Annotated in this window: 15 protein-coding genes; 2 read left to right on the forward strand and 13 right to left on the reverse strand. The window is 72.6% G+C overall.

Going from position 1 to position 23112, the window contains the following annotated elements:
• Positions 1 to 117: 117 nt before the first annotated feature.
• The 11 genes from BN12_RS02395 to BN12_RS02450 all read right to left on the reverse strand — a co-directional run bounded on the left by BN12_RS02395 (position 118) and on the right by BN12_RS02450 (position 12890).
• Positions 118 to 702 carry a hypothetical protein gene (locus tag BN12_RS02395; protein WP_048549864.1) on the reverse strand — a complete coding sequence of 195 codons (585 nt, stop codon included), beginning with the start codon at positions 700 to 702 and terminating at the stop codon, positions 118 to 120.
• Positions 703 to 982: 280 nt separating this feature from the next.
• Complete coding sequence (locus tag BN12_RS02405) at positions 983 to 2200, reverse strand: glycosyltransferase family 4 protein (protein WP_048549866.1); 1218 nt, start codon at positions 2198 to 2200, stop codon at positions 983 to 985.
• The gene (locus BN12_RS02410; protein WP_083454357.1) at positions 2197 to 3357 is read right to left on the reverse strand and encodes a phosphatidylinositol mannoside acyltransferase; all 1161 of its coding nucleotides are present in this window, start codon (positions 3355 to 3357) and stop codon (positions 2197 to 2199) included. The genes BN12_RS02405 and BN12_RS02410 overlap by 4 nt, the downstream gene beginning before the upstream one ends.
• A 5-nt stretch (positions 3358 to 3362) precedes the next feature.
• Entirely contained in the window at positions 3363 to 3977 is a 615-nt protein-coding gene (gene pgsA / locus BN12_RS02415) for a phosphatidylinositol phosphate synthase (protein ID WP_048549867.1), read from the reverse strand.
• Positions 3978 to 3990: 13 nt separating this feature from the next.
• Positions 3991 to 4548, reverse strand: a complete 558-nt coding sequence (locus BN12_RS02420; RefSeq protein ID WP_048549868.1) for an HIT family protein — start codon at positions 4546 to 4548, stop codon at positions 3991 to 3993.
• Positions 4549 to 4704: 156 nt separating this feature from the next.
• A complete protein-coding gene (gene thrS / locus BN12_RS02425; RefSeq protein WP_048549869.1) occupies positions 4705 to 6729 on the reverse strand; it encodes a threonine--tRNA ligase in 2025 nt (674 codons plus the stop codon).
• 270 nt (positions 6730 to 6999) lie between these two features.
• Entirely contained in the window at positions 7000 to 7719 is a 720-nt protein-coding gene (locus tag BN12_RS02430; RefSeq protein WP_162233022.1) for a GOLPH3/VPS74 family protein, read from the reverse strand.
• Positions 7720 to 7999: 280 nt separating this feature from the next.
• Positions 8000 to 8734, reverse strand: a complete 735-nt coding sequence (locus tag BN12_RS02435; protein WP_048549871.1) for a Type 1 glutamine amidotransferase-like domain-containing protein — start codon at positions 8732 to 8734, stop codon at positions 8000 to 8002.
• Positions 8735 to 8931: 197 nt separating this feature from the next.
• The gene (locus BN12_RS02440; protein ID WP_048549872.1) at positions 8932 to 9795 is read right to left on the reverse strand and encodes a MaoC/PaaZ C-terminal domain-containing protein; all 864 of its coding nucleotides are present in this window, start codon (positions 9793 to 9795) and stop codon (positions 8932 to 8934) included.
• 338 nt (positions 9796 to 10133) lie between these two features.
• Entirely contained in the window at positions 10134 to 11597 is a 1464-nt protein-coding gene (locus tag BN12_RS02445; RefSeq protein WP_048549873.1) for a 3-oxoacyl-ACP reductase, read from the reverse strand.
• Positions 11598 to 11603: 6 nt separating this feature from the next.
• Complete coding sequence (locus tag BN12_RS02450) at positions 11604 to 12890, reverse strand: acetyl-CoA C-acetyltransferase (protein WP_048549874.1); 1287 nt, start codon at positions 12888 to 12890, stop codon at positions 11604 to 11606.
• A gap of 89 nt (positions 12891 to 12979) precedes the next feature.
• On the opposite strand from BN12_RS02450, the gene BN12_RS02455 reads away from it, so the two are divergent.
• Both BN12_RS02455 and BN12_RS02460 read left to right on the forward strand, forming a co-directional pair.
• Positions 12980 to 13657 (forward strand): TetR/AcrR family transcriptional regulator, encoded by a 678-nt coding sequence (locus BN12_RS02455; protein WP_200901126.1) that lies wholly within the window; start codon positions 12980 to 12982, stop codon positions 13655 to 13657.
• Positions 13654 to 15654, forward strand: a complete 2001-nt coding sequence (locus BN12_RS02460) for an acyl-CoA dehydrogenase family protein (protein ID WP_048555913.1) — start codon at positions 13654 to 13656, stop codon at positions 15652 to 15654. The genes BN12_RS02455 and BN12_RS02460 overlap by 4 nt, the downstream gene beginning before the upstream one ends.
• Positions 15655 to 15669: 15 nt before the next feature.
• Here BN12_RS02460 and BN12_RS02465 read toward each other — a convergent pair whose 3' ends face one another.
• Together BN12_RS02465 and BN12_RS02470 are read right to left on the reverse strand one after the other, a co-directional pair.
• Positions 15670 to 22500, reverse strand: a complete 6831-nt coding sequence (locus BN12_RS02465) for a DUF5979 domain-containing protein (RefSeq protein ID WP_048549876.1) — start codon at positions 22498 to 22500, stop codon at positions 15670 to 15672.
• Between the two features lie 202 nt (positions 22501 to 22702).
• Positions 22703 to 23068, reverse strand: a complete 366-nt coding sequence (locus BN12_RS02470; RefSeq protein WP_048549877.1) for an MOSC domain-containing protein — start codon at positions 23066 to 23068, stop codon at positions 22703 to 22705.
• Positions 23069 to 23112 lie beyond the last annotated feature (44 nt).

Consider the following 23112-nt stretch of genomic DNA (forward strand, 5'->3'; position numbering starts at 1 on the left):
GGTCACCCGATAAAGCGTGGGGGCTGGGCGGGCCAGAGCGTGAGGCTGGGCGGGCCAGAGCGTGGGGGCTGGGGGGCCGGAGCGTGGGGCTGGGCGGTCCGGCGCGGGCCGGGCGGGTCAGGACTCGAGGGTCGGCGGCAGGGCGTCGTCGAACTCGACGGTCTGGGGCATCGTCGCGTGCCCGGCGAGCCGGAACCAGCGCACCGCGCGCTTGCGGCGGACCCGCCGGGCGTCGAGAGCGAGGTTGTTGTGGAAGCGGCGGGCCAGCTGGACCCGGCGGCCGGCGGCGACGACGCGGGTCAGCGCGGCGGCCCCCACGCCGTCGCGGTCCCGCAGCTCGGCGACGACCGACGGGGTGAGCGCGACCCCGAGCGCCTCGCTGAGGTCGGACTCGACGGCCTCTCGCCCGGCGAACGACAGCCCGTCGAGGAGGTCGTCGGCGAGGGCGTGGTCGGTCTGCCGCTCGAGGGACTCCGAGGCGGCGGAGGCCAGCAGGAGCGAGCTCGCGGGATCCAGCTCCCCGGAGTTGGCGAGCTCGAGGGTGGCCTCGGCGCGGCGGACGAGCTGGGCGTCGAGGGCCGACAGGGCGCCCTCCACCCGGGTGTGGAGCCGGTCGAGGCGCGAGGCGTTGTAGGTCAGCTGCCACGCGATGAGGACGAGCACGACGAGGACGAGGACGAGGATCATGCCGGTGTCGGTCATCGCGACTCCTTCCGCAGCCTGACCGCGGGAAGCCGTGCCTGGCGCCCGTCACCGAGCGGACCTCCGCGGCTCTCACCCCGGCGCCCCTCACCGGGCGGGTCCGAGCGGCCGACGTCACGGCCGCCGACATCCGAGCAGCCGACCTCACGGCCACCGACATCCGAGCAGCCGACCTCACGGCGGCCGACGTCGAGCCGGCCCCCGGCACGGGGGTCGAGTCGGTCGGCGGCGGGACACGCGACCGCCACGGTCGGGTGCCTCGCGTCACGCATGGTCCGGGTCACGCCTCGCCCCGTCCGATCCGGCGGCGGAGGAAGTGCGCGAATCCCGCCCCGGGCCCGGGGCCGCTGGCCGGGTCGGTCGCGGCCTCGATGGCCTCGACGGCCCGCGCGGCGTCGACGACCGTCTCGTAGACGGCCATGATCTCCTCGGCCACCGTCGACCAGTCGAAGTCGAGGGCGCGCTGCGCGCCGAACGCCGACAGCTCCTCGCGCAGGACCCGGTCGTCGAGGAGGTCGCCGAGCACCCGGGCGAGGTCCGCGGGGTCCTCGTTCGTGAACGTCACCCCGGCCGGCCCGGGCCCGAGGACGCGCAGGAACGCCGGCAGGTCGCTCGCCGCGACCGGCGCGCCGGCCGCCATCGCCTCGACGAGGACGATGCCGAAGCTCTCCCCGCCGGTATGCGGGGCGACGTAGGCCGAGACCGACGCGAGGAGCGCGGCCTTGTCCTCGTCGCTCACCATCCCGAGGAAGCTCGTCGCCTCGCGGACGGCCGGGGCGAGCAGCTCGACGGCCGTCTCGGCGTCCCCCGGGCCGGCGACGAACAGCCGCGTCCGCGGATGCCGGGCGAGAATGGCGGGCATCGCCGCCGCGAGGACCGGCAGACCCTTGCGGGGCTCCTCGATCCGGCCGACGAAGGCGAGCGTCGGCGCCTCGTCGGCGCCCTGCCACTCCCGCCGCGCCTCGGCCGTCCGGAAGAAGCCGGTGTCGACGCCGTTGGGGATGACGACGGCGTCGCCCCCGATGTGCGACGTGAGGGTCCGACGGGCGTCCTCGGACACCGCGATCCGGCCGAGGATCCGCTCGATGAGCGGGTGGATGAGCGGGTATGCCGCCTGGAGGGCCCGCGAGCGCAGGTTGCTCGTGTGGAAGGTCGCGACGACGGGCGCCGTCGACGCGCGGAGGGCCAGCACGGAGATGCTCGGCGTGAGCGGCTCGTGGACGTGGACGACGTCGAAGGAGCCCTCGTCGAGCCAGCGGCTCACCCGCGCGGAGGTCATCGGGCCGAAGTTGAGCCGCGCGACCGACCCGTTGTAGCGGACCGGCACCGAGCGTCCGCAGGAGACGACGTAGTCCGGCAGCGGCGTGTCCTCGTCGGCCGGGGCGAGGACGGAGACGACGTGGCCCTGCCGGAGGAAGTGCTCGGCGAGGTCGCGAACGTGGAACTGGACACCACCCGGCACGTCGAAGGAGTACGGACAGACCAGTCCGATCCTCACGTCGCGGTCCGCGGCGGCCGGGGATCCCTGGCGGTGGTCAGGTGAGGGCCGCGCAGGGACCTGCCTCGCGGGCCCTCCCGGAGGCCGGCGGGACGCCTGCCGAAGGCTCCACCATCGACGTCCTGCCCGTCGGAGGCGCCGCGGTCGGAGGCACCACGGCTCGAGGCACCGTCGCGAGCCCTGTCGTCGAGGTCCGCCGTGAAGACCTTCTGCATCATGTGCCAGTCCTGCGTGTGCTCCCGGATGGCGGCGCCGAGGGCGTCGGCACAGCCCTGCGACATCGCGGCGACCCGCTCCCGCGTCGTCCCGACCCCCGGGTCGACGACCTCGTCGTGGATCGTCGCGACGGTCCGCCACCGACCGCGCAGCTCCGGCGCGGGCTCGTAGTGCACCGAGACGGGGAACAGGGGCGCACCGGTCGCGACGGCGAGCGCGGCCGGCCCCACGGCGACCGACGCCTCGTGGCCGCACAGCTGGACCCGCACGCCGTGGCGCGTCAGGTCGCGGTCGGCGAGGAGCGGCATGAGGAGGGGACGGCCCTCGGCGAGCACCGAGCGGAGCTCCCCGAAGACGTTGCCGCCGCCGGTCAGCGGAAGGATCCGCATACCGAGGCCCTCCCGGAACCGGAGGAACTCCTCGAAGACCTCCTCCGGCTTCAGGCGCTCGGCGACCGTGACGACGTGGGCGAGGGCGATCTCGCTCCAGGCACCCGCGAGGTCCCAGTTGCCGAGGTGCCCGAGGAACCCGATCCAGGGCCGGCCGTCCGCGAGGATGGCACGGACCTGGGCGTCGTTGTCGAGCCGCATCCGCTCGCGGATCTGTCCGTGGGACAGCTCGGGAAGGCGGAACGCCTCGCACCAGTACCGCAGGTAGGACTGCACGCCCTGGAGGACGAGGACCTCCAGCGCGGACCGCGACAGCTCCGGCCGGACCCGCGCGTAGTTGCGCCGCAGCTGCTGGACGTCCCGACCGTCGCGGTAGTGGACCATCTCGGCGGCGGCGTCGAAGAGGTTGTATGCCGTGCGCTCCGGCATCCGCCGGACGACCGACCACCCCGCCCGGAAGCCGCCGGTCGTGACGGCGTCGGCGATCGCGGACGCGGCGGAGGTGACCGAGCGGTAGGGCGGCCGGAAGGGCGAGGCGTAGGGGGACGGCATACCGGTCAGGGGGTCGGCGCGAGCGCCTGCCGGCGGACGGCGAGCATCCGCTGGACGACGGTGACGAGGCTCGCGAGCGCGAGGAGGGCGAGGACGACGGTGAGGACGATCTCGGGGAGGAACCACCCGACGAGCCCGGTCGTCACGAGCACGGCGACGAGGCGGTCCGCCCGCTCGGCGATGCCGACGTTGGCGGTGAAGCCGAGGCCCTCGGCACGGGCCTTGGCATACGACACGACGCTGCCGAGGATGAGGCAGGCGAGGGCGAGGCCGGCCATGTAGGGCTGGTCGCCGTCGCCGGCGTACCAGAGGACGAGCCCCCCGAAGACGGCCGCGTCGCCGACCCGGTCGAGGGTGGAGTCGAGGTAGGCGCCCCAGCTGCTCGACCGGCCCGAGCTGCGCGCCATGATCCCGTCGACCGTGTCGGAGAAGACGAAGGCCGTGATGACGATCGTGCCGACGAGGAACTCGTGCCGCGGGTAGAACGCGAGCGCCCCGAAGCAGACGCCGAGGGTGCCGACGACGGTGACGATGTCGGGGCTGATCCCGAGCCCGAGGAGCAGCTTCGCCACAGGGGTGAGCAGCTTCGTGAAGAAGGCGCGGGCGTATCGGTTCAGCATGGTGGCCGTCAGCCTACTGACCGGGCCAGTGCTCGACGAGGAGCCGGCGCGTGTCCTCCAGGAGTGCCGGGAGCGCCTTCGTGCGGGCCACGATGGGCAGGAAGTTCGCGTCGCCGCCCCACCGCGGGACGATGTGCTGGTGCAGGTGGGCCGCGACGCCGGCCCCGGCGACGTCCCCCTGGTTGATGCCGAGGTTGAAGCCCATGGGCTGCGACGCCGCCTCGAGAGCCCGGATGCCGGCCTTGGTGAGGGCGGTGAACTCCGACGTCTCCTCCTCGGTGAGGTCGACGTAGAGGGAGACGTGCCGGTACGGGCAGATGAGCAGGTGGCCCGGGTTGTAGGGGAAGAGGTTGAGGACGACGTAGCACAGCTCCCCCCGGTGGACGACGAGCCCGCGCGCGTCGTCCTTGTCGGGGGCCGCGCAGAAGGGGCAGCCCTCCCCCGCCTCCGTCGAGGGCCGGTCACCGCTGACGTATGCCATCCGGTGCGGCGTCCACAGCCGCTCGAGCCCGTCCGGGTCGCCGACGAAGGTGGCGGCGTCCTCCGGCGTCGGCCCGGCCTCCTGGTCCATGGCACCCGATCCTAGGCAGGCGGGCATCCCGGACGAGGCACCGGCGCGGTGCGTCACCGGAGGGACCGGCATACCGCGTGCCTCGTGGGTGGAGGAGCCGACGCCGGGGCGTCGGCGCCTCCACTCACCTCGGCGTCATCGCGGGACGGGCCCGCCTCAGACCTGGGCGCGGGTCTCGATGGCCTCGAGGACGAGGTCGATGGCGTCGGCGATCGGCACGCCGTTGCGCTGCGACCCGTCCCGGTAGCGGAACGACACCGCCTCGTGCGACCGGTCCTCCTCGCCGGCGATGAGCGTGAAGGGCACCTTCGCCTTGGCGGCGTTGCGGATCTTCTTGGGGAACCGGTCGTCGGACTCGTCGAGCTCGGTCCGGATGCCCCGCGCCGCCATCTGCCGCAGGACGTCGCGGAGGTACTCGGCATACTCCTCGGCGACGGGCACGCCGAGGACCTGGACGGGCGCGAGCCACGGGGGGAACGCGCCGGCGTAGTGCTCGACGAGGACCCCGAAGAACCGCTCGATGGAGCCGAACTTCGCCGAGTGGATCATGACGGGCTGCTTGCGGGTGCCGTCGGCGGCCTGGTACTCGAGCCCGAACCCGGCGGGCTGGTTGAAGTCGTACTGGATCGTCGACATCTGCCAGGTCCGGCCGATGGCGTCGCGCGTCTGGACCGAGATCTTCGGGCCGTAGAACGCGGCGCCGCCCGGGTCGTCGACGAGCTCGAGGCCCGAGTCGCGGGCGACGTCGGCGAGGATGTCGGTCGCGATCCGCCACTGCTCGTCGGAGCCGATGAACTTCTCCGGCTTGGAGTCGTCGCGGGTCGACAGCTCGAGGTAGTAGTCGTCGAGCCCGAAGTCGCGCAGCAGGCTGAGAACGAAGTTCAGCAGGTGGCGGATCTCCCCGGGGGCCTGCTCGTGGGTGACGTAGGAGTGCGAGTCGTCCTGGGTCATCCCGCGGACCCGGGTCAGACCGTGGACGACGCCGGACTTCTCGTACCGGTACACCGACCCGAACTCGAACAGCCGCATCGGCAGGTCGCGGTAAGAGCGCCCGCGCGACCGGTAGATGAGGTTGTGCATCGGGCAGTTCATCGCCTTGAGGTAGTAGTTCGCACCCTCGAACTCGATGGGGGGGAACATCGTGTCGGCGTAGTACGGCAGGTGCCCGGAGGTGTGGAACAGCCCCTCCTTGGCGATGTGCGGCGTCCCGACGTAGAGGAAGCCCTCCTCGATGTGCCGCTGCCGGACGTAGTCCTCCATGATCCGCTTGACGACGCCGCCCTTGGGGTGGAAGACGACGAGGCCGGAGCCGATCTCGTCGGGGAAGCTGAACAGGTCCAGCTCCGCCCCGAGCTTGCGGTGGTCGCGCTTCTCGGCCTCCGCCAGCCGGTCGAGGTATGCCGTGAGGTCGGCCTTGCTCGGCCACGCGGTGCCGTAGATCCGCTGGAGCTGCGGGTTCTTCTCACTGCCGCGCCAGTATGCGGCGGCGCTGCGCATGACCTTGAAGGCGTTGCCGAGGACCTTGGTCGTCGGCACGTGCGGGCCGCGGCACAGGTCGCCCCACGCGCGGGTGCCGTCGCGGCGGACATTGTCGTAGATGGTCAGCTGCGCGCCGCCGACCTCCCCAGCAGCCCCCTCGACCTCGTCGATGGCGCTGCTGGGGGCCCACGCGTCGGCCCCCTCTGCCGCAGCCCCGGCCGAGCCGCCCTTGAGCCCGATGAGCTCGCACTTGTACGGCTCGTCGGCGAGCTCCTCGAGCGCCTCCTCGTCGGAGACCTCGCGGCGCACGAAGGACTGACCCTCGTTGATGATGCGCTGCATGACCTTCTCGAGGCTCTTGAGGTCCTCGGGCGTGAAAGGGGTCTCGACGTCGAAGTCGTAGTAGAAGCCGTCGCGGATCGGCGGGCCGATCCCGAGCCGCGCGTCCGGGTGCACCTGCTGGACGGCCTGGGCGAGCACGTGCGCGGCGCTGTGCCGCAGGACGTCGAGGCCGTCCTGCTCGGCCGCCGTCACCGGTTCGACGTGGTCGCCGTCGGCGAGCACGTGAGCCAGGTCGCGCAGCTCACCGTTGACGCGCGCGACGAGGACGGCCCTGTCGTCGCCGAAGAGGTCCGCCGCCGTCGTCCGCTCCGGCACCGATCGCTCGCTGCCGGCGACATGGACGGTGATCTGGGCGGACACGGCGGTGCTCCTCGCGGGTGGTGACATGGATCGGTATGCGTGTGGCGCGGCATACCGGGGTAGCCCGACGATCGTATCGGCCGGCGGTATGCGCCCTCACCCGCGTTTCCGGCCCGGCCGGCGGCGCTCAGGCCCCGATCGGGTGCCAGACTGCCAAGCGAGATGGTGCACAGACCTCGATCGGGTGCCAGACCGCCAAGCGAGATGGTGCACAGACCCCGATCGGGTGCCAGACCGCCAGCTGGACCCCGCCGACGGCGGGGTCTGCGGTCAGCTCGAGGCGGCCGTGCCGCCGGCGACGGCGGCGACCACGCCTGCCGCGACCGCGGTGTTGACGTCCTGGATCGCCTTGCCCACCGCCTGCGAGCCCCACGACACCTCGGTGAGCGCCTTGCCCTGCTCCTTGAGCCGGCGCCGGTCGGCCTCCGGGAAGAGCTTCGGGAGCGCTCCGGACGCGTGCAGGATGGCCGCGAGCGAGGCGTCGCGCTCGACGAGGGGGCCGGTGCCCGCCGCGGCGAGCGTCTCGGTCACCCGCCGGAGGACGGCGTCGCGGGCGGCGGGTCGGATGAGCGCCCACCGCGGGGTCGGGAAGAGGCCGAGGGTGCGGTGCTCCCGAGGCGCGATGACCTCCTTGCGGACGAGGTCGGCCAGCACGGCGTCGCGGAGCTCACCGGCCCGGTCGCGCCACGTCGACGCGCCGCCGATCCGGCCGACCGCGTTCTTCGGCTTCTGCCCGTCGGCGCGCTCGATGACCTCGTCCCACACCGAGCCGACGGCCGGAGCTGCGACGCCGGTCCTCACGAGGCGTCCGGGCCGGGTGCCGGGCTCGCCCTGCTCCGTGAGCCGCAGGGCGCCGGACAGCACCGCTTCGACGACGGCCGCCCCCGCGAGGCCGGCCTTCCAGTGGGTCGAGTCGACGACGAAGGTCTCCTTCTCCGGGGAGAGGAGAGCCAGGAGGTAGTCGGCGCAGAGGGTCTGCTCGTTGCTCATGACGACGACGGTAGCCACGGGCCCGTGAGGTGCAGATCCCCCGCGCGGACGGCATACCTCCCCCTCCCGACGGACACGCGACCTCGGCCGACCGACGGACCTGGGCACGCCATCCTCACCGGCCCACGTGCGACCGACGGACACCCAATGCCCCGGCGCCGCCTGGGTGGTCGTGCTCACGGGGCTCGGTCGGCGGCCTCGATCGGCCCCCATTGGATGTCCGCCGGACGGCCCACCCCACTCGCCGGACTGGCCGGACCCGGGCCGCGGGTGGCGCGGCTCAGACGGGCGGCAGGAGGCGCGGCTCGAGGCGCTCTTCGACGGCCGCGTCGCCCTCGCGGTGGACGATGTACGCGCCCTTGCCGTCGACCTCGGTCACCGCCTCGACGAGCTCCGTCCCGCGGTAGACCATGCCCACCCCGTCGTCGGTGCAGTGCGTCGTGCCGATCGTGCCGTCGGCGACGAGCCCGTGCACGAGGGGACGGCGCCGCTCCTCGGTGTCGTAGTGGACGCCGTTGGCATACGGGAGGAAGGCGAGGCCGTTCGTCACGGCGCGCAGCTCCCGCCCGAAGGAGTCGGTCGTGCCGCCCTCGTACCAGCAGATCGACCCGGCCGACACGCCCGCGAGGACGACGCCGGCCTCCCACGCCGCACGCAGGTCGCTCCCGAAGTCGTGGACTGCCCAGACGGCCAACAGGTTGGCGACCGAGCCGCCGGTCACCCAGACGACGTCCTGCTCGAGGAGGGCGGCGCGCATGTCGTCGTGGTTGGGCATCGTGAAGTGCCGGAACTCGGTGAACGCGAACCCGGCCACCCGCGACGCCTCCATCATCCGGTGGGCGTAGAACTCCTGGTCGCCGATGGCCGTCCCGACGAAGCCGAGCCGCGGAGCCCGGCCCGTGACGCCGGACAGGGTCACGGCGTGGTGGACGAGGCTGTTGAACTCCAGCATCGTGCGGTCCCCGTTGCGGAGGCCGCCGGACGTGGCGAGGATCGTCGGTGCGTCGGCAGGCATGGGTCGATCCTGTCACCCTCGCCGACCGGTTCGGCCCTCGGCTCAGCCTCTCGGCTCGGCCTCTCGGCTCGGCCTCTGGGCTCGGACGGAGAAGTCGCGTCCGGACGGAGAAGTTGCTCCGTCACGATGCAAGTTCTCCGTCCGCGGCGACGGTGGCGACGGCGCGTCCGCGGCGACGACCCATTGGAACCGCGACGTCACGCCGGGAGGGGCGAGAGGGAGAGGGCGACGATCTCCGTCGGCGGGTCGGTGCGCGAGCGGACGCCGGCGATGCGGACCGGGCCGGAGGTCGCATACGTCACCTCGACCGTGCCGGGGATGACGAGGGGCTTGCGGAACCACAGCCGCGCCACCGACGGCTCGTATGCCGCGTGCCCGAGGCTCGCGAGCAGTCGGCCACCCGACCACATCCCGTGCGCGATCGTCGTCGGCAGACCCATCGCGCGGGCGGTCAGCGGGTGCAGATGGATGGGGTTGACGTCTCCGGAGACCCTCGCATAGCGCCGCCCGATGTCCCTGGGCACGCGCCAGATCGCGGCGGGTGGCCCCTCGGGCACGGCCGGGCCGCGCTCGTCGCGCTCGGCGGTCGCGTCGCCGGTGCCCCGGTGAAGATAGGTGCTGCGGCCCTCCCAGACGACCTCTCCCTCCGACGTCACCTCGGTGACGAGGTCGACGAGCCGTCCCCTCGGGTGGCTCCGGAGCCGCTCGGCATGCACGGCGACGGTGAGGATGTCGTGTGCCGTGAGGGCTCGATGTGCGGTGACCTGCTGCGTCGTGTGGAGCAGCCCGGGCAGCGGGAACGGGAAGTCGCGCCTGCCCATGAGCCGCGCCTGGAGCGGGAACCCGAGCACGTGCGGGTAGGTCGCGGGCAGCAGGTCGTTGACCGGGAACCCGCAGATCCGTTGGTATGCGAGGAGATGCGAGCGATCGACGCGCTGGCCGGAGAGCCGGTATGCGACGTCGGGCAGGTCCCTCGGCTTCGCGAGGCGCGCGGTGACGACCGCCTCGGCGAAGACGCGGGCGAGCCTCGGCGGGGCGGCGAGGTCGGTGACGGTGGTCATGCGGTCATCCGGGGGGTGGTGTCCTTCTGGAGGTCGTCCTGTGGTGTCCGGCGCCGGTGGTTGGTGCAGGGGCCCCGATCGGGTGCCAGACCGCCAACCGGGCCACCGGATGGTTCCACGGCAGTCGGGGTGGCGGGAGTCGGGGCGGTGGAGGTCGGGGCGGTGGAGGTCGGAGTGGTGCAGGGGCCCCGATCGGGTGCCAGACCGCCAACCGGGCCTCCCGACGGGTCGGCGGGAGTCGGGGCAATGGCGGTCGAGGCGGTGGAGGTCGGAGTGGTGCACAGGCCCCGATCGGGTGCCAGACCGCCGGCCGGTCCGTCGGGGTGAGTGGGCATGCGTCAGGCTCCGAGGAGGCTCTGGCCGCAGACGCGGACGACGGCGCCCGTCACGGCGGCGTTGGCGTCCTGGCTCAGCCAGGCGACGGTCTCGGCGACGTCGCGCGGCAGGCCGCCCTGCGCGAGCGAGCTGAGCCGGCGCCCCGCCTCGCGAGTGGCGAGCGGCATCCGTGCCGTCATCTCGGTCTCGATGAACCCCGGCGCGACGGCGTTGACGGTGATCCCCCGGGCGCGAAGGCCCTCGTCGGCGGCCATCGCCCCGACGAGGCCGATGACGCCCGCCTTGGACGCCGCATAGTTCGTCTGGCCGCGGTTGCCGGCGATCCCGGCGATCGACGCGACGAGGACGACGTGACCGCCGGGCCGCAGCCCACCCTCGTCGAGGATCGCCTCGTTCATCCGCAGGATCGCGCCGAGGTTGACGTCGACGACCGAGCCCCAACGGTCAGGGTCCATGTTCGCGAGCAGCTTGTCGCGGGTGATGCCGGCGTTGTGGACGACGACGTCGAGACCGCCGTGACGGGTGCGGGCGTGCTCGACGATGCGGGCACCGGCGTCGGGAGAGGTCACGTCGACCTGGAGCGCGGAGCCGCGAACCTCGTTGGCCATCCGCGCCAGGGCATCGCCCGCTCCCGGCACGTCGACCGCGACCACCGTCGCTCCGTCGCGGGCCAGGACCCGCGTCACGGCTGCCCCGATCCCCCGGGCCGCACCGGTCACGACCGCCACCCGCCCGGCGAGGGGAGCGCTCCAGTCCGCGGGACGGCTCACCGACCTGGCGCCGACCCGGACGACCTGGCCGTCGACGAAGGCCGAGCGGCCGGAGAGGAGGAAGCGCAGGATTGCCTCGACGGGGTCGCCGTCGCCGTCCGCACCGCCATCGTCGTCACCGTCATCGGTGACGAGGTCCCCGACGGTGGGGTCGCCGCCGATCGTCCGCTCGGCGGAGATCCCGCCGGTGACGAGCCCGCCGGCGACGAGCCCGCCGGCGACGAGGACGAGGGTGGCCGTCGCGCCGTCGCGCAGCTCCTTGCCGACCGACCGGGTCACCCCCTCGAGCGCGCGTCGAGCGGCGGCCTGCGCCCACGACGACGCCGTCTCGGGAGGACGGCCGAGGACGACGACCCGTCCGCTCGGGCCGAGACGTCGCAGCGCGGGGCCGACGAGAGCGCGGAGCGTCTCGAGGTCCGCCGGCTCCTCGACCTCCGTGAGGTCGGCGACGACCGCCGCGATCCGGCCCTCGTCGGGCGCCTTGTCGAGGACCTCGATGCCGAGACGGCGGAGCAGACCGCCCACCCGGTCGGCGAGCGGAGCCGTCCCGAGACCGCCGACGACCGCGGCGCCGGGCAGGAGCGGATCGCCGGGCTCGTACCGGCGCAGGGTCGCCGGGTTCGGGAGGCCGAGACCCGTGACGACCTGCCGGCCGAGGGAGGTGTGGACGAGCTGACCGTAGACGTCGGACGCCATGCCTCGTCAGGCCCCCTCGAGGATCGCGACGACGCCCTGGCCACCCGCCGCACAGATCGAGACGAGCCCGCGGGAGCCAGGTCCCTTCTCGTGCAACATCTTCGCGAGGCTCGTGACGATGCGACCGCCCGTCGCGGCGAACGGGTGGCCCGCGGCGAGCGACGACCCGTTGACGTTGAGAAGCGACCGGTCGACCGTCCCGAACGGCCCGTCGAGACCGAGCCGCTCGACGCAGAAGCGTTCGTCCTCCCATGCCTTCAGCGTCGCGAGGACCGTCGCCGCGAAGGCCTCGTGGATCTCGACGAGGTCGAAGTCCTCGAGGGCGAGCCCGGCGCGCGACAGCAGGCGGGGCACGGCATACGCCGGAGCCATGAGGAGCCCCTCGTCCCCGTGGACGTAGTCGACGGCGGCGGTCTCGGCGTCGACGAGGTATGCCAGTGGGGGCAGTCCGCGCTCGGCCGCCCACGCGTCGGAGGCCAGCAGGACCGTGGAGGCGCCGTCGGTCAACGGTGTGGACGTTCCGGCGGTGATGGTCGCCCCCTCGCCCCGGCCGAACGCCGGCCGCAGCGCCGCCAGCCTCTCGAGGGAGGTGTCGGTCCGGAGGTTCTCGTCGCGGGTCAGCCCGAGGTAGGGCGTCATGAGGTCGTCGAAGAAGCCGCGGTCGTATGCCGCGGCGAGGCTCCGGTGGCTGGCGAGGGCGAGCTCGTCCTGCGCCTCCCGGGTGATCCCCCACCGGGCCGCCGTGATGGCCATGTGCTCCCCCATCGACAGGCCGGTCCGCGGCTCGGCGTTCCGGGGCACGGCAGGCACCAACTGCCGGGGCCGCAGCCCGAGCAGGGCCCGCATCCGCTCCCCCGCACTCCGTGCCCGGCTCGCCGTGAGGAGGATCCGGCGCAGGTCCTCGCTCACCGTGATCGGCGCATCCGACGCGGAGTCGACCCCGCCGGCGACGCCGGACTCGACCTGGCCGAGCGCGATCTTGTTCGCGACGAGGACCGTCGCCTCCAGCCCCGTCGCGCACGCCTGGGACACGTCGTATGCGGGAGTCGTCGCGGCGAGCGCGCTTCCGAGGACGCTCTCCCGGGTGAGGTTGAGGTCCCGGCTGTGCTTGACGACGGCACCTGCGACGACCTCGCCGAGCCGCTCCCCCGCGAGCCCGAAGCGCGCGACGAGGCCGTCGAGCGCCGCGGTGAGCATGTCCTCCTCCGAGGCGTCGGCATACGCGCCGTTCTGCCGGGCGAAGGGGATGCGGTTGCCGCCGAGGATCGCGGCGCGACGAGGTGCTGCTCCCACCGGAGCCTCCCGCGGTCGAAAGGGTCGAGACCAGGTATCCGATACTGACGGTATCAGATACGATGAGTACCTGCTACCGTCGGTGGACCATGGCGATGACGACGGACGGGGCGGTCGACGGCCGCAGCTCGCGCTGGGCGGAGCACCGGACCCAGCGTCGCGCCGAGCTCGTCGACGCGACGGTCCGCGCGATCCGCGCCCACGGCCCCAGGGTCGGCATGGACGAGATCGCGGCGATGGCGGGAACGTCGAAGACCGTTGTCTACCGCCACTTCACCGACCGTGCCGGCCTCTACGCCGCCGTCGTCGAGCGCGTGGAGTCGCTCATCGCCCGAGACGTACGCGCCGCGGTCGGCGACCCTCTCATCGCTGTCGAGGGCGATGGTCGCCCCGTCGTCGCAGCGGCCGTCGACGCCTATCTCCGGCTCGTCGAGCGCGACCCCGACGTCTACCGGTTCGTCGTCGCCGCACCGCTGCTCGACCGCGATCCGCAGGCGGTGGAGGCCGGAGGGGTGCCGACGCACCTGGCCCGCCAGATCGGCGACCTGGTCGCCTCGGCGCTGCGGGCCGGTGGTCGTCCGGTCGACGTGGCGCCGGTCTGGGGTGCGGCCGTCGTCGGCATGGTCCGCGCGGCGGCCGACGACTGGATCCGGCCCGACGGCGCGACCCACGGCCGCACGCGGGAGGAGCTGCGCGACGACCTGGCCGCTCTCGCGTGGAGCGGGCTGGCGGCGGTGTGGCCGACGAGACCGAGGGCGAGCCGATGACCGCCGAGTCCGGCCCCGGGCCGACGACCACCGACGTCGGGCTCGACGCGACGACCACCGACTCGGCATCCCAGCCGCCCGGCCCGCTCGTCGACGCGCTCCGCGCCGCCCTCGACGGGCGCTGGGGCGACGTCCGCGAGGAGCTGCGCGACGACCCGGCGATCGGCGAGCTGGTCTACCCCGAGGAGCAGCTCACGATGGAGGAGTACCGCGAGCGCACCCTGGCCCAGCTGCCGGTCATCGCGAGGACCGGGGCAGCGCGGCAGGGCTTCACCGTCGCCCAGGGCGGGACGGGCGAGGCGGGTGCGTCGGTGACGGCGTTCGAGACCCTCGGGTGCGTCGACCTGTCGCTCCTGGTCAAGGCGGGCGTCCAGTTCGGGCTCTTCGGCGGCGCGATCGCCAACCTCGGGACGCACGCGCACCACGCCGCATACCTGCCTCGCGTCCTCGACCTCTCGCTCCTCGGGTGCTTCGCGATGAGCGAGCTCGGCCACGGCTCCGACGTCCAGTCCCTGCGGACGACGCTCACCCACGACCCGGAGACCGACGAGATCGTCGTCGACACCCCGGACCCCTCCGCCCGCAAGGAGTACATCGGCAACGCTGCCCGCGACGGGCGGACGGCCGCCGTCTTCGGCCGGCTCCTCGTCCGCGGGGAGAACCACGGCGTCCACTGCGTCCTCGTCCCGATCCGCGACGCCGACGGCGCCCCCATGCCAGGGGTCACGATCGGCGACTGCGGCCCCAAGGAGGGGCTGCCCGGCGTCGACAACGGCCGGCTGTCGTTCGACCACGTCCGGGTCCCGCGCGCCGACCTCCTCGACCGGTACGGCCGGATCGACGACGACGGGACCTACCACTCCCCCATCGCGAACCCCGACCGGCGCTTCTTCACGATGCTCGGCACGCTCGTCCGGGGCCGGGTCAGCGTCGGCGCGGGGGCGGGTGCTGCGGCCCGGACGGGCCTGGCCCTCGCCGTCACGTATGCCGACCGTCGGCGCCAGTTCTCCGCACCGGGGACCGCCGAGGAGGTCACCCTCCTGGACTACCGGGCCCACCAGCGCAGGCTGCTCCCGGCCCTCGCCCGCTCCTGCGCCCTGGCGTTCGCGCAGAACGCCCTCGTGGAGGCCCTCGATGCCGTCCAGAGCGTCGAGTCGGAGGACGAGGCGGCGCAGCGCGCGCTCGAGGTGCGGGCGGCGGCGATCAAGGTCGCCCAGACGGCCCACGCGAGCCGGACCCTCCAGACCTGTCGCGAGGCGTGCGGTGGGGCGGGCTACCTCCTGGAGAACCGCATCGCCCGGATCAAGGCCGACCTCGACGTGTTCACGACGTTCGAGGGCGACAACACCGTCCTGCTCCAGCTCGTCGCGAAGGGTCTGCTCACCCACATGCGCGATGCCTTCCACGAGCTCGACACCGTCGGGACGATCCTTTTCGGGGCCCGGCAGTTCGCGGGAGCCGTCGTCGAGCGGACGACCGGGGCCGGCGTCGTCCAGCGCCTCATCTCGGGGTCGGGCGGGCGCCTCGCCCCGACGGCGCTGACCGACCGGGGCGGACAGCTCGACCTGTTCGAGGACCGCGAGCGACACCTCGTCGAGACGGTCGCCGCCCGCCTGCGCAGGGTGCCGAGCACCGACGACGACCCTCGGGCCGCCTTCGCCGCCTTCAACGCGGCCCAGGACCATCTGCTCGAGGCGGCGCTCGCCCATGCCGACCGCATCGTCCTCGAGGCCTTCGTCGCGGCCATCGACGGGTGCGACGACCCGGCCGCGGCCGACCTGCTCGGCACGGTGTGCGACCTGTTCGCCCTCTCGACGATCGAGGAGCACCGCGCCTGGTACCTCGAGCACGGCCGGCTGACGACGCGGCAGTCCAAGGACGTCGTGGCGGGCGTCAACGCGCTGTGTGCCACGGTGCGTCCGCACGCCCGGACGCTCGTCGACGCGTTCGGCATCCCCGCCGTCGTGCTCGACGTCCCGATGCTCCGCGACGCGTGAGCCTCCGGACCGGTGTCAGGCGTCCCGGCGACGGACGGACCAGACGGCGGCTGCACCGGCTGCGAGGAGCGCGAGGGCCAGCAGGAGCGTCGACAGCACGCCGCCGGAGCCGGTGAACGCCAGCGGTGGCGGCTCGGGCGCCGGAGCGGGTGGGGTCTGCGGCGGCGTGTGGTGGGTCGTCGTGCACGGGTCGCACGTCGTGGGCGGCACCGGGCCGGTCGCCGTGACCGCGTTGCGGAGGATGACGTCGTAGGCGTCCTTGTCGACCGTGACGCGGTAGACCAGCGTCGTCGAGCCCCCGGCGCCGATCTCGGGCACCGTCCACGTGAGCGTCGAGCCGCGCAGGACCGCCGGACCGCCGGACACGACCCCGTCGAAGTCGGCGGAGGCGAGCACGTCGGACAGGTCGTCGGTGACGACGATCCCCTCGATCGGCGACTCGACCGACAGGTTGTGGACGGTGAGCCGGTAGGTGATCGGCTGCCCGGGCTGCACGGTCGCCCCGGATGCGGGATCGGCCGTCTTGGAGACCTCGTATGCGGGCGGTGTCGGGTGCTCCGTCGTCGTCTCGCAGGTGTCGCACGGGTCCGGCGGCGTCTCACCCGTCGCCGTCACGGCGTTGCGGAGGACGACGTCGTACATGCCCGGCTTGACCGTCGCGCGGTAGGTGAGCGTGAGCGGCTCCGTCGGCCCGACCGTGCCGGCGTTCCACGTCAGCGTGTCGCCGGCGATCGAGGCGGTTCCCTGCGGTGGATCGATGTCGCTCACCGTGGCATACGGCAGGACCTCCGACAGGTCGTCGGTGACGACGACGCCGTCGGTGACCCCCGGCCCGGTCGGGGTGAGGGTCACGCGGTAGGTGATCGTCCCGCCGGGCTCGACCGGGGTGCCGGAGGAGGGGTCGGACGACTTGGTGATGACGTAGCCGTTCTCCGCCCGCGTCAGCTCGTTCGTCACGGTGACGGCCGGGACGACGACGCCGTCCGCCCCGAGCGGCGGCACGTCGAAGTCGATGGACGCCGCGCCGGACCTCGGCAACCCGGGGATCTGCTCGACGGACATCGACGTGCCGACCCAGACGAACCGCGGCGACACGTCGGGAAGGTCGCCCTCGGTCACGGTGCAGTGCGAGCCGACCGGGATGTCGTTGGCGGTCGTCCACGTCTCCCCGATGGCGATGGCCTTGCTGCCCGTGTGGGTGTCACCGGACTGGTCGGTGCACGTGTAGGACATGTCGAACTCGAGCCCGTCCGGCGGAGTCGCCGAGTTCTCGGAGAGGACCTTGGTCACCGTCAGGTGGGTGAGGGCCCGAACGACGTGGTTGATGACCGTGAACTCCGCCGGCGTACTGGGGTCGGTCACCGTGGCCGACCCCGGCGAGACCGTGTTGCCGGCCCAGACGTAGGAGATGTCGGAGGGCTTCGGGACGCCCGTCGGGATGTCCTCGGTGACGGTGCACTGCGAGTTGAGCAGGATGCCGTCGACCCGCGCCGTGTCGGGCAGCGTGAGCGACCATGGTCCGGTCTGGTCCGGGTCACCCCGGTGCGAGCACAGGTAGGTGCCGGTGAAGGTCCCCTGGTCCTCGTGCGTGACTCCGGCCGGCAGATCGATGATCTTGCGGATCTCCAGGGCGCCCGGCACGCGCGTCACCGTGTTCGTGACCGTGACGTGTGCCGCGCCGCTCGCCGGCACGGCCACGACGCCACCCTCGGGGTCGTAGGCGACCGGGCCCCACGCGTAGGACGTGTCGGTCAGCAGGTCCTCGCCCGGGGTGTTCTCCGTGACGGTGCACGACGACGTGACCGGGACGAGGATCGGGTTCCCGTCGGCGTCGGTGACACTTCCGTCGGCCGCGGCCAGGGTCGCCGTCCCGCCGGAGGCGGGCAGCGACCAGGTGCCCACCGTGTGGTCCTCGGGGCGGCTCCCACTGTCGTAGTCGCACCTCCAGGTACCGGTCACGCGGGCGCCCGCGACGAGGGCCAGGTCCGCGTCGCCGTCGAAGACCTTCGTCACCTCGAGGGTGCCGTGGACCCGCACCGGACGGTTGTCGACCGTGGCCGTCGACACCGACCGCGAACTCGCGATCACTCCCGGCTGACCGATCGAGGGGGTGGCCCACGACCAGGACGCGTCGACGAGCCCTCCGCTCGGAGTGTCCTCGGTGATGGTGCACCTCGTGCCGATCGGCAGCCGGTCCGCCACCGGGTCCAAGGTCGCGACCCCGGGCCCGGTCACCGACCAGGTGCCCTCGAAGGTGGCCTCGTCGGGGTCCCCCTGGCCGTAGACGCACGAGTAGGTGCCGGAGAAGGTCGCGTCGGGCGTCACGGCGTCCTGGTCGGCGCCGATCACCTTGACGACGGCGAGCGCGCCGTAGTTGCGGATCACGGGGTTGGTCACGCTGATCGAGACCGTCTCCCCGGCCGCGACCGTCACGGGCCCGGTGACGGTCGGGACGCCCCAGGCATACGACGCGTTGCGCAGCAGGTCACGTCCCGGCGGGTGCTCGTCGGCCGTGCACGACCACCCACTCGGTATGCCGGATGCGAGCGTCCTCGTCTGTCCGTCGCCGACGGTGGCGGTGCCGGTGAGGGGCGAGGCGGTCCCGGTCGGGGGGGTGCACCGGTAGTCGACGGTGAACGCCTCTCCCGTGCCGACGTAGCCGAGGGTCTCCCCCGTCACCGTCTTGGTGACGTCGACGTCGCCGACGGTCCGGTTCACCGTGTTCGTCACCGTCATGCCGCCGGCGTGCTCCGAGGTCACCGTGCCGGACCCGAACGTGGCGTCGCCCCACGAGTACGACGGGTCGCCGTTGGCGGCCGGCGGGGCGCCCAGGGCGCCCTCCGTCGCCGTGCACGTCGAGCCGAGCAGGATGCCGTCGTCAGGGACGCCGTCGAGCGTGGCAGGTCCTGGGCCGTCGACGGTCCAGGTGCCGCTCACGTCGGGGTCACCCGTGCGCGAGCAGGTCCACGTCCCGGAGTAGGTCCGCGTCGGGTCGACGACCGCATCGGGGTCGTGGAGGACCTTGATCAGCGAGATCTGCCCGTGGACCCGGGTGATCGGGTTGATCACCTCCGCCTGGTAGTCACCGTTCGGATCCGTCACGTCGAGCGACGGCGGGTCCGTGCTCGCCGGCCCCCACGCATACGAGTCGTCGAGGAGTCCCTCTCCCGCCCCCGGCGGCGACTCCACGATCATGCAGTTCGTCGACCCGAGGAGGACCCCCTCGGTGATGGACTCGTCCCGCGCCAGCGTCGCCGGGCCGTAGATGCGGGTCGTCCCGTCGGGACTCGTGCACCTGCCGTAGCCGGTGAAGGTCGTCCCCGTGTAGCCGCTCGTCGCGCCCGTGACGCGCTTGGTCACGGTGACCGGGACGAACACCTCCTCCAAGGGGTTGGTGACCCGCACGGCGATCGGGAGCGTCGCGCTCGTCACGACGAAGGTCGGGGGCTCCGTCGTCGGCGAGCTCGTGCCGACCTGGTAGGTCGGGTCCCCCCACCGGTAGGGGTCGATGGGGTCCGCGACGCCCGTCTCGCTCACCGTGCACGTGCTTCCCAGGGGGATCGTCACGCCGCTCGGCAGGACGGCGGTGCCGCCCGCCCTCGCCGTCAGCGTGCCGGTGATCGCCGGACCGGTGAGCGGTGAGCACCGGTACTGGAAGGTGAAGTCGTCGTCCTCGAACGCCGTGCCCGCCTCGCCGCCGGTCACGATCTTCGCGACGGTGAAGGCACCGGTCGAGCGGACGATCGTGTTCGTCACGTCGACGTGCCCCTCGGGTGCCGCCGCCGTCAGCGTGACGGGGCCGGTGATGGTGACGCCACCCCAGTTGTAGGAGCTGTCGGTCAGGCTGGGGTCGCGGTTCGGGGCGTTCTCGGTGACCGTGCACCGCGAGGTCAGCGGGATCTGGGTGGGGTCGTCGCCGGTGAGCGTGGCGGCGCCCGCGCCGGTGCGTGACCACGTCCCGGAGTAGGTCGTCGCGCCGTATGCGCAGGACCACGTGCCCGAGAAGCCGACGCCGCTGCCGTCGAGACCGTCGAGCGGGGTGACGATCTTGGAGATCGACAGCGAGCCGTAGACGCGGCGGACGTGGTTGGTCACCGTGACGGCGGCGACCTGGCCCTTGCTCGTGATGGTGACCGTCTGCGGGTCCGGGATCGGGTCCCAGGCGTAGGAGTCGTCGAGGAGGTCGGGCTGGCTCTGCTCGGTCACCGTGCACGTCGTGCCGACCTGGAGGTTGGGGGTCCCCATCGGGCTCTGCGGGAGCAGATTGAAGACGTGGGCGTAGTTCGTCGTCTCGCCCTGAGCGGGTGCGTCGCAGTCGACGCGGACGAAGAACCGCGTTCCGGCGATCACGCCGTCCGTCGCGCCGGTGATGTTCTTCGTCACCGTGACCGTGCCGAAGATCGGGTTGGTCGTGTTCGTCACGGTGACCGTCGACGTGCCGCTGGGGCTGACCGTCACGACACCGCCCGTCAGGCCGTCGTAGCTCGGCTGGCCCCATTCATAGCCCACCGCGAGGTTGCCGCTCGGGCCCCGCTCGACGACCGAGCAGCCGAGGTTGGCCGGCACCGTGACGGTCTCCGAGCCGTCCTTGGCGAGGGTCACCGTCCCCTTCGCCGACCCGCAGTTCCAGTCGATGGCGAAGTGTGGATCGGTGCCGCCCGTGTAACCGTCACCCTGCACGCGCTTGACGATGGTGAGCCGCCCGGTGAGCTTGGCGAAGTAGTTCGTCGTCGTGACCGTCGCCGAGCCGTCGACGGGGACCGTCTTCGGCCCGTCGTTCGTCGAGCCGTCCCACGCATACGACGCGTCGGCGAAGTCACCGGTCTGCTCGGTCAGCGTCTCGGCCACGGCGCAGGACGACGTCGCCGGGATGCCGCTCACGGTGACCGGCGCGCCGGTCGTCACGTCGCGGCTGCCGGACGCGACCGTCGTGCCGCCGATCGTGCACGTGTACCGCATCAGGAAGGTCCGGCTCGTCCCGCCGGTGTACCCGGTCTGGTCGGTGCCGTCGCGCGGCTGGACGGCCTTGGCGAGGATGAGCGTGCCGGTGTTCTGGACGAAGCTGTTCGTGATCGTCACGGTGCTCGTCGCCTGGTCGGCGATCGTCACCGACTGCGACGGGTCGTACGACGGCGTGCCGACCCACGTGTAGGAGGAGTCGGCGAGCCCGCTGCTGCCCGTCGGGGGCGTCTCGGTCACCGTGCAGCTCGAGCCGGCGGGGATGTTCGCGATCGTCACCGGGCTCGCGGTCGTCAGGGTGGAGAAGGTCCCCGAGAAGCCGGTGCCGCAGTCGTAGCTGCCCCGGAAGGCGTACGTCGGGCTCGGGGCGCCGCTCGCCGGCCCGTTCACGACCTTCTTGATCTGGAGCGAGCCGACGGCCTGGCGGTTGGTCACCGTGCACGTGACGTTGGCGCTGTCGGCGATGGTCAGCCGCGTGCCGTCCAGCGTGCCGCCGCTCCCTGTGCACGACCACCCGCCGACGGGGACGTAGCCGACGGGCCCGCTCTCCGCGAGGTCGTAGGTGCCGGTGTTGACGGTCTGGTTCGTCACCGCCGGCGAGCCGCTGGGCCCCGAGATCGACGTCGGACCACTCGCCGAGAGGGTCCACGCCGACGGCGCGGCGGACCCGCTCTGCACCTGCTTGACGAGGGTCAGGGTGCCCTTCGGCTGGTAGGTGTTGGTGTAGGTGCACGTGACCGGTGCGGCGGCGCTCGTCGCCGGGGCGCCGACCTTGAGGCTCATCTGACCGGTCGTGAGGTCCTTGCTCGCCAACGGGACGTTCGCTCCCGTGCCGTCGACGCAGGAGATGTCGGTGAGTGACCACTTCCCGCCGAGCTGGGCCTCCGTCACGCCGACCGTCTCGTCCTGCAGGAGGTCTCCGGTCTTGCTCTGCCCGTTGGTCAGGGTCCAGGCCTGGCCGTCCCACGCCGAGCCGCGCAGGTCGCTCGTCGAGGTGTAGGAGAAGGCCTGGCTCGGCGGCGTGACGCCGGACGGCGCGACGACCTTCTTCTGGATCTTCAGGCTCCGGACCTGCTGGAACGAGGCCCAGATGCAGGCCGAGGTCGTCGCACGCTCCTTGGTCCAGAACGTCTGGGCCGTCGCCGACTCGTCATAGCTCGCGCAGGAGCCGCCGGAGAAGCCCTTGAGGACGAGCTTGTACTTCGTGCCGTCCTGGCCCGTCAGCACGGTCGCGGAGACCTGGCTGTCGAAGTAGATCCAGTCGGCGCAGCCGTTGGCGTTGATGCCCTGGTCGTAGGCGTCCGGGTTCGGGCCCTCCGGAGAGGGGTCGCATCGTCGGTTGCTCGAGCTGTTGGGCGTCTCCTGGAGCTGGAACCCGAAGTCGACGGTGTTCGGCGTCAGCATGTTGGAGAACTTCAGGGAGATCGTTCCCTTGTACCACGCCGGGTAGTTGCCGCTGATCGGGTTGTTGTAGTGGACCATCTTCGCGACGAGGAAGGGCGTGCCGTCGGTGGCCGAGGTCGTCGAGTTCGGTGTGACGCCCACCGCGCTCTGGTCGCTCGTGTTGACGCCTCCGCTGGGGCACGGGTAGTCGCTCGCGCCGTGGGCGACGTATGCCGTGGACCCCGGATCGACCCACGCGCTCGACGTGGACGAGGCGCCCGTCCCCGACGTGGGGCTGTACTTCGTGCACGACTGGTTCGCGCTCGTCGACTGGGTGAAGCCGGCGTCGGTGTAGCCCGTCTGGTCGTGGGCTCGCCCTTGGACGGTGCCGAAGGGAACGGTGGCGGCGGCCGCGGTGGGCAGGGCGGCGGGGACGACGACGGACACGGCGGCGACGAGCATCGTGCAGACGAGGACGGCCAGCGCCCGGAGCGAGCGTGTCATGCCGCGGCGCCAGGTTGAGGGGCCGGTCGGCACGGCGTTGGAACTGCGCACCGCGAATCCCTCCTCCGGTCCACACGCGCGACGAGGGACCGCGACTGCGTCGGACCCGTACGAGCGACCTACCCGGGGTCAACCTAGCAGCGTTCACTACAGCGTGTCGGGGTCGGCATCCACGGATTTTCAGGTATTTTCCGCCGACTCACTACGCACGTATCGGGGAGTCCGTCCGTTTCTCGACGGGAGCCACGACGTCGCCGAGGTGGACCTCCCCGCTCGTGACGACCTCGGCATACACCCCAGGGCAGTTCCGGGCCGACCCGGTGATCCCGACGACGATGTCTCCCACCCGGAGCCGGGCGCCGATGAAGCTGCGCAGGGCGTCGGCGGAGATGTCGACGACGAGGTTGGCCCGCGTCGTCGCCGCGTCGGACTTCGCGACGAGGTGGAGTGCCGCCTTCTTGCGTCGGTCGCCGGCCATCCCCTCGGCCTCGACGACGCACTCGTCGAGGTCGGTTCCCGGCTGGCCCTTGACGGGGTAGGTGTGGATCTGGGTGACGCGTGTGGTCATCCCCCCATGTAACCCCGCATCACCCGCCTGCGGAACCCTGGCCG

This window comes from Nostocoides japonicum T1-X7 (assembly GCF_001046855.1).
GTDB classification, from domain to species: Bacteria; Actinomycetota; Actinomycetes; order Actinomycetales; family Dermatophilaceae; genus Nostocoides; species Nostocoides japonicum.

Coding starts and splice junctions, on each gene's coding strand:
- BN12_RS02430 (WP_162233022.1), bottom strand. CDS start 7,719: ATGAGCAACGAGCAGACCCTCTGCGCCGACTACCTCCTGGCTCTCCTC.
- BN12_RS02470 (WP_048549877.1), bottom strand. CDS start 23,068: ATGACCACACGCGTCACCCAGATCCACACCTACCCCGTCAAGGGCCAG.
- BN12_RS02435 (WP_048549871.1), bottom strand. CDS start 8,734: ATGCCTGCCGACGCACCGACGATCCTCGCCACGTCCGGCGGCCTCCGC.
- BN12_RS02460 (WP_048555913.1), top strand. CDS start 13,654: ATGACCGCCGAGTCCGGCCCCGGGCCGACGACCACCGACGTCGGGCTC.
- BN12_RS02465 (WP_048549876.1), bottom strand. CDS start 22,500: ATGACACGCTCGCTCCGGGCGCTGGCCGTCCTCGTCTGCACGATGCTC.
- BN12_RS02440 (WP_048549872.1), bottom strand. CDS start 9,795: ATGACCACCGTCACCGACCTCGCCGCCCCGCCGAGGCTCGCCCGCGTC.
- BN12_RS02445 (WP_048549873.1), bottom strand. CDS start 11,597: ATGGCGTCCGACGTCTACGGTCAGCTCGTCCACACCTCCCTCGGCCGG.
- BN12_RS02395 (WP_048549864.1), bottom strand. CDS start 702: ATGACCGACACCGGCATGATCCTCGTCCTCGTCCTCGTCGTGCTCGTC.
- pgsA (WP_048549867.1), bottom strand. CDS start 3,977: ATGCTGAACCGATACGCCCGCGCCTTCTTCACGAAGCTGCTCACCCCT.
- BN12_RS02410 (WP_083454357.1), bottom strand. CDS start 3,357: ATGCCGTCCCCCTACGCCTCGCCCTTCCGGCCGCCCTACCGCTCGGTC.
- BN12_RS02455 (WP_200901126.1), top strand. CDS start 12,980: ATGGCGATGACGACGGACGGGGCGGTCGACGGCCGCAGCTCGCGCTGG.
- BN12_RS02420 (WP_048549868.1), bottom strand. CDS start 4,548: ATGGACCAGGAGGCCGGGCCGACGCCGGAGGACGCCGCCACCTTCGTC.